This is a genomic window from Phocaeicola coprophilus DSM 18228 = JCM 13818 (assembly GCF_000157915.1).
Taxonomy (GTDB): domain Bacteria; phylum Bacteroidota; class Bacteroidia; order Bacteroidales; family Bacteroidaceae; genus Phocaeicola; species Phocaeicola coprophilus.
Map to the genome: position 1 here is coordinate 39,844 of NZ_EQ973645.1, position 7,556 is coordinate 47,399.

Consider the following 7,556-nt stretch of genomic DNA (forward strand, 5'->3'; position numbering starts at 1 on the left):
AGAGCTGCCTGTTCCATTGTTGGTGTGAGCATATCCGCAGATATGAAGACCGCCCCATGCTCCTGCTTCCTTCTTTTCGGAAGTCATGACGATAGGAGCATCAGCTGTTCCTTCGGCATTGATCTTGGCTCCCTGCTCTACAAGGATATAGTCGACAACATCATCGTTTTTAGCAATAATAGTAACTCCCTTGGGAATAGTCAGCGTTGCTCCTGCCTTTACGTGAATACCTCCATTAAGAGTATATGTTTTTCCTTCCTCCAGCGTCAGATCTGATTCAATATTCTTGTCAAGTGTATAGGCGCTGTCTTCGTTACCATTTCCGTCACCACCATTTTCATTAGGGATATCGTCACTACATGCAGTTGTAAAGAGGGTCATACTTGCAACCAAAGCCATTGTTGCAAATTTCCAGTTCTTTTTCATACACAATCTTTTTTTGTTAGTAAGAGTTATTTTTTTGAATGATTGATTACAATGTATAGGTGATGCCTATTTCGAAGCTGCTTCCGCGTTTGAAGCGTTCCACTTCTACCTTTTCTCCTGTTGAGGGAACTTCCTGCTTGAAGATAACCGGCTGATTCAGCAAATCATTTACCTGCAACTTGACAGCCACCTTTTCGCTGAACTTAAAGCTTCCGGCAAAGTTCAAAGTGTGAACAGGCTGCTGCTTGACGTCTCCTAATCCGGAGATTCCGACAGACTGAATGCGCGGTCCCTGCAGATTGTACACCAGTGCGGCACTGAGCTGACGGGTTTCTCCGAAGCGTGGACTATAAGTCAAGTCTGCATTAACCAGATATGGAGATGCACCTTGAAGGGCACGTTCGGTATTGGTATAGGCACCTCCCTCAGGCAGTTTCACGTCCGTGTACATGAATGAAGCATTCGCTCCCAGACGTAATTCCTGTGCCAATGTCTTTCGGAACTCCACTTCCAGTCCGGTTGCCATTCCATTATTGGCATTCTTGAATGAATGGATGGTTGCGCCTCCGGAAAGTTGCTGAATCTGCTCGATAGGGTTTTCCAGATGTTTATAGTAAGCAGTGGCAGAGAACATATCTCCGTTGTCTTCAAAGAATTCGTAGCGTAAATCTACGTTATAGTTATATCCGTTCTGCAATTCAGCATTACCTCGGATCTGAGCTGATCCGTAAGATTCCTGATAAAGGAACGGTGCCATTTCAATGAACGAAGGACGGGTTACCGTACGTGAGAAAGAAAGTCTCAGATTATTTTTCTTATTGAACTGATAACGTAAGTTCATAGCAGGAAAGAGATCGTCACTGTTCAATTCCCGACGTTGCTGCGTTCCGCCGTCTTCTGCATAATTGACCCATTGGCGGCTGCTCTCATAACGTACACCCACATTCACCAGCAGGGCATCAACCGGATAGATATCGGCCAGAATATATCCGGCATAAATCTTGGTTCCGGCAGCATAACTGTCTTTGGGTTGCTGTGAGCGGTTGATAACTACTTGTCCGTTATTGATACTTTCCTGATTCAGGTACCCGGAAGGAGTATAAATATCTTCAATGCTTCCGATGGTTGGATTCAGTTTGTTCAAATTGTAATAGAAACGTGTGGAGAAATAGTCACGACTCTTATCCTTGTAGGTAAATCCTGCCTGAAGTTTGTTCTGAGTTCCAAATTTATATTCTCCCATTAAGTTTCCTACCCATTCTTTTTCATCCAGCGTGCCGAAGTAACGCATGGTTTCCTGCCGGTTCAGTTTGAAAAGATTCAGTTCACTTCCTTCTCTGATGAACATAATCTGCCGGCGGTCAGGCTCATCACTGCTGGTCTGACTGTATGAACCGCCCCATTGCAGATTCCACTGTTCGCCGAAGAAATGCTTTCCGCTTAACTGGTGGTTCTGCAAGCTATAGATATGAGTCACACTGTTACTGCCAATCAGGTTATGATCTTCGTAGTCATATCCTTCCCGATACATATAAGTATCAATGGCATTACGTGCATAGAAGAATGTATAACTCAATTGGTCACGTGTACGGAAACTGTATCCAAGACTTCCCAGACCTGCGATCTTCAGAGTATTCGCATAACTGTCATAGTTGAAGTCATTCAGTGTTGTACCGGTTGCCTCCAAAGTGCGGACACTGGCATCCATCATGATCTGCTGCTCATTGCTGAGTCCCAAAGATGCAAGCAGACTGAGCCGCTGATTACCTCCCAGATCAAAATTCTTTCCAATACCGATGTTTCCTCCAAATTCCGGAAGAGCATTCTTTTTGGAAACATCGAAACTGGTATTGAACAACGTATTTTTCCGGGCATAATCTTCAAAATCCGTAAGAGACATTTCACGAAGCTGACTATTCAGCGAGGGAGTTTTGAAAAGTGTACCGTCATGATCCATACGATACATCTCACGTCCCAAAGTATTGAACTTTCCTCCTGTATTGAATGAAATGCTGAAGAAATCTTCTCCGGTCTGCTCCTTAGTACCGATATCAATATGCGCTCCGGAATAATCTGCAAAAGCATTAGCTTCGTATACTTTGCTGACCGTAATGTTTTTTACCGTTGAAGTAGGGAAAAGATTCAGAGGAATCAATTTGTTATCCGGATTCGGAGAAGCGATAGGAAGCCCGTTAAGAGTCGTCGTACTATATCTGTCTCCTAATCCTCGTACGATAATTTGTCCCGCAGAAGCAATGGAAACACCTGTTATTTTCTTGACACCTTCTTCAACATTCGAAATGCCTTTGACACTCATTTCCTTGGCTCCCAGATTCTCAATGGCAACAGACGAACGCTGACGTTCCAGTTGCAGAGTCCGTTCATTTTCCAGATTCTTCCGGGCTGTAACTGTGACTTCCTCCATGGTCTGAGTATCTGGAGCAAGTGCGATGACCAGTTCTTCTTTTTGTCCGGCATTTATTGTTATGCGCTGAGACTGGTAAGAAACATATTGTATGACAAGCGTACAGTTGTTTCCTTTCAGATTGGAAAGTTCGAAACGACCGTCGATGTCGGTAATAGCTCCTGTGGTTGTACCTTCTATCTGAATGGTAGCACCGATCAATGGTTCTTTGGTTGTTTTATCTACAATGGTTCCTTTTACATTGAATGCCTGTGCGGAGACTGCTGTCATTAACATGGCACCCAATAATGTCATCTTGTTTGCATTCCTCATTATGATCACCTTTTTTAATTCGGAAGCAAAATTAGAGGAGGGGTATTTCTCGTATATTGCAAGAGGTTGATAATGCGTTTACGTTAAGATGTCAATTGTATTACTTGAAATTCTTTCCATAAACCTGAAGGACATATCAAAAGTCGGCCGTTGAAATTACGAACCTAAAAACTAAGATTTGAGCATCCTGAAGAAGCATAAAGAAAGGGCCGTATCATTACTCATCACAGAGCTTGATACGACCCTCTTTAGTATTACAGTTACAATCCTGGACTTTCTGGAGTAGTCATTCTAGTCTTGATACCCTCCTGAATAAATCAGTAATTGAATGTAACTGAGTTTTTATTCCTGTACCGGATCATAGATATTGACGGTTTCCAGATTGGCCTTTGCTTTTTCCGGTTCAACGCTCATAGCCTTATTAAACCAGTCACGTGCAGCCTGGAAGTCTCCGCGCAACCATGCCAGTACTCCAAGATTATTCCATGCACGGTTGTCATCTTTCACCTTCTCAAGAAGTTTTTCCGCATTCTGGAAATCTCCGCTTACGATATTTGCTGAAGCAGCATTGATACAAGCTACAGCATCTTCCGGATAAGTACGTGCGGCAATTTCATATACTTCCTTATATTCTTTGGTTCCCGGTTTCAGATCTTTAGCTACCCGATACATTTCCTGCAAGCTCAGAAGTTTCGGATCTGTATAGATCAATTTGGCTGCTTCTGCATTTTCTACTTCACGAACCTCGTAATCAACTGAAACACCCAGACGACGCAGACGCGGATAAAGGTCATTCAGCATAGTCCGGTAAGTTGCAGTACCCAAACCACTCTTCAGACGGGCCTCACGAGTATCAACATTTGAATACTTATTGATAATTTCCAAGGCTTTATCTGCATAAGCAGGCTTTTCATCCTTCAACATCTGAATCAGTGTTTCCCAATCTTCTCCTGCTGAGGTTACTTTCAGTACTTCAGCCGGGAAGCTGTATGCTTTCTTCAAATAGTCAGAGAAGGAAGCGGCACGCTGCGAGGCTACACGGTCATTGGTCTTGGCGGAGCCATCGGGTGAAGCATAACCACACACATTGATAGCCTTAAAGGTAACCAGATCACCGGTAGTCAGCGGAGAAAGAATATCTTTCAGCTTTTGCAGTTCTGCTCCGTTATTCTTGTAATCATCCTTGAAAGCAGTTGCACCTACGGCATACTCGATATAAAGTGTACTTTGTTCTGAACGTACTTTTAACGGCTCAGCCTTGGGAGTCAGGTAAGAAACCATCTGCATGCAGGGCTCACATATTTCATACGCTGTAGGCAAGGGAGGAATGACCGGCTTATGTTCCACGATCTGAATATCCAGCGGGGCGGAACGATAACATTCATCTTTTTCCTGCAACATAGCCAGACAAGCTGATCCCATCCAGTCTTCATACGGGAATGAAGCTGTATAATCGATAATGTCATTGCGGTCAGCAGCTTTTCCGTATACAGCCGTATAAGGCTCGCTGAATCCGAACTTACGGCCGGCCCGACGAATCTTACGGGGCATCTTATAGTTTTTCTTTCCGCTGACAGCCATCGGAGCCAGTACGAGGTGCTCATTACCGTTCACCAATACCGGAGTAAAAGTATAACTCTGTTCACTGTTTACCTTCACCTCTTCTACGTTGAAGCGGAAGCTGAGTGTCAGTGTATCATTGTCCAGCGAAGCTGCAGGACGGGTTATCTTGACGTCTTTGGCTGAGAGTGCGAATGGCAGAGCCGCAGCCAGCAACAATATTGATTTCTTCATATTTCTATACATTATATATATTAAAAGTTAGCTTCTACGCAACGGTAAACCGGTTTGTGTTTCGGACCGAAGGTAAAGTTGATACCCATGTTGAAGTTTGCATTGAAGCGGTTGGTCGGAATAGCATACTTCTTGGCATATTTTCCCATTGGGACATCTGCAGCCAGGAAGAAATTGAACCCACGCGGATGGAAGTTCAGCATAAGGCCAGTGCTTGATCCAAAGCTGGACAATGCATAGTTCAAAGAAGCTTCAAACCAGGTAAGAGGTGATACGTTTGCAGATACGCGCGCTTCAGTCCAGGTGTGACGTCCCTGAAAACGGGTAGTCCACAAGCCACCGAACTTCAACCGGTCGTATACGGGCAATGTGTATTCAGCACCCAGATGCAGTGTAGCTGCCAGGGCTGTATTACGTTTCAGGCCTTCACCTTCTTTTGTAAATTTTGAAAGGCCTTCCAGGTCATCCAGATAACTGTCTACCTGATTGTCGATTGAGTTCGGATTACCATCCGTATCTTCTACCGGGATTTCATGGAAACCATCAAACTCAAAAGAGTTGCTCATCGTAGCTTTGACTGTATTGTTCCAATGGATAAATCCCAAATCAAGCAAAGATGCTGAGAAAGTCCAGTCATCATTCCATTTGTAAGTGGCACCAAAGTCGAAAGCCATACCGAATCCTGTAGGTCCGATATTGTTGTCATCGAAGTCAATATCGTCATACGACATAAGATTTTCTGCTCCCGGTTTCAGCTGGCTGGTCGGATTTCCATAAGCGTCACGAACGTAATCACTTTCTGCATAATTACCGGTTTCTCCTTTGGTCGGAGTAATCAGCCCTTTTGCAGACAGATAAGCTTCTGCACCATTCGGAGTGATAACCCATGATTCCGGAGTAGCCTTGATATCCAGTTGGTCGATCTTTACAGTCGCTTTTGCAAGCCCTACCAGGAATTTCACCTTCGCACCAACGGTTAACTGATCTGTCAGAGCACGTGAATGTCCGAATGCCAGTTCCGCATAGTTGGTAGAAAGAATACTGAGATCATTCACCTTATAATGGGTTCCTTCCGGGCTGTCAACCCCACTCTTCATAAACTTGAAAAGATCATCGGGTGAAGAGAAACGAGTGTCACTCTTGACAGAAAGGCCAAAAGTATTGAAACCTCCCCATGCAAAGAAACCAGTAGAGAGAATATTCTCATTCAGGTTTATACCCAATTTTGTCCGACGCGGCAAATCATTCAAGAATGTTTTTGAACTGACATCAGGGTGCATGAATGTCATCAAGTCTCCATTATCCTTTACGTAAAGGAAGTCTCCCAAGCCTGCTGTTCCCTGTGCTCCAACAGAGAAATTACCCAAAGCAGGCATTCCTACATAGTTCCGTTCACCTTGAAAGGCCGGGTTCAGTTCGTGACGATATACAGATCCTTCCAGAAAATAAGAGGAACGGTTGCCCGTGGCCTGAGCCATGACGGTGGTAGTTGCACATGAAGCAGCCAGTCCGCAAAGGATCATTCGGCAGATATGTTTTTTCATCATTTGATATTCTTTTGTTATTTATCAGTTGACGGACGGAAGATCACAGCCGGAATCATAATTTATTTGCCGGTCTTGTATCAGCACATCCTGTTTTAATTCTCACATGTCGGTTTCCAAGGATTAGTTGAGATCAATATTTACACCGCCAGGAACCTGAAGTGCACTCTTCTTCACCTGAATCCACTGAGTATCTTTCAAAGGCACTCCGGAACTTTCCTTTGAGTCAGCCTTCAGTTTGAAACAAATACGGTCAATGCGTGACAGCGTATCGAAAGCATTGTCTGATTCCAGAATGATTTCTACTTCACTTTCTGCTTCGGTTGTTCCGTCAGTGCTAGGATTAACCGTTTCCTTACCTTCACCAATACTTACCTTGATGTTTTCAATCGGTCGTCCGGCTTTATCCTTAATGTCTACATCATCTGCATTCAGCGTCATTTTCAAAGGAATAGTGCTGGCAGCAGTAAGAGTAACCACAGCTTTCTTGAATGAAATGATATCCAGATCTTCCAGATCCTTCTGCAAGTCTTTGATGGAATCGTTGTAAACAATCAGCAGATTACTTCCGAAGGTCAACGGAATATCCACATCACAGAGACCATCGTTGATCTGATAATCCTTTACCTCCAGTTCATAGAAGTTTTCGCTGTCCACACGCGGCTCCATAGATACTTCGATGTAGTCAGGAATCTTCTTGATCAGATCATTCAGATTAGGAACGACTGCTACTTCGTCAGCCTGATAATCTCCTTCTTCACGTGCTATGACAACACGGCGGTCACCATCTTCGCCAGTATTCTTTGCCAGCTCGATGTCGTTTACTGTTACTTCTGCAATCGGATCTTTCTGACCATTCTTGAAACTTTTCATCACCAGATTGGTCAGAATCGGAGCACCGATCGGATTATTGGTATTCAAACTGAATACAGGATTTTTAATATCCAGCTCAGTTGCATCATCACTCAGGAAGTCAGGCAGATCATCCAATGTGAACTTAGTCGGGTCAATATTGATTTCCGGATCAATGCGACCGCAGATTTCACCAATTTCCA

The 7,556-nt window shown here is 44.0% G+C and carries 4 protein-coding genes and 1 pseudogene; all 5 read right to left on the minus strand.

All coding sequences use genetic code 11. The features are described from left to right. Nucleotides 1–426 (minus strand): beta-helix domain-containing protein (locus BACCOPRO_RS18075; protein ID WP_008143885.1); only part of this gene is annotated, 426 nt, incomplete at its 3' end. 46 nt (nucleotides 427–472) lie between these two features. Beyond that, the gene (locus BACCOPRO_RS11640; protein ID WP_008143886.1) at nucleotides 473–3,163 is read right to left on the minus strand and encodes a TonB-dependent receptor; all 2,691 of its coding nucleotides are present in this window, start codon (nucleotides 3,161–3,163) and stop codon (nucleotides 473–475) included. 342 nt (nucleotides 3,164–3,505) lie between these two features. Then, on the minus strand, nucleotides 3,506–4,957 hold the full coding sequence (locus BACCOPRO_RS11645; protein ID WP_040311459.1) for a DUF3868 domain-containing protein: 1,452 nt from the start codon (nucleotides 4,955–4,957) through the stop codon (nucleotides 3,506–3,508). 20 nt (nucleotides 4,958–4,977) lie between these two features. After that, the gene (locus BACCOPRO_RS11650) at nucleotides 4,978–6,504 is read right to left on the minus strand and encodes a DUF5723 family protein (protein ID WP_008143888.1); all 1,527 of its coding nucleotides are present in this window, start codon (nucleotides 6,502–6,504) and stop codon (nucleotides 4,978–4,980) included. Between the two features lie 120 nt (nucleotides 6,505–6,624). Next, nucleotides 6,625–7,556: pseudogene (locus BACCOPRO_RS11655) on the minus strand (hypothetical protein); the annotation flags it as partial.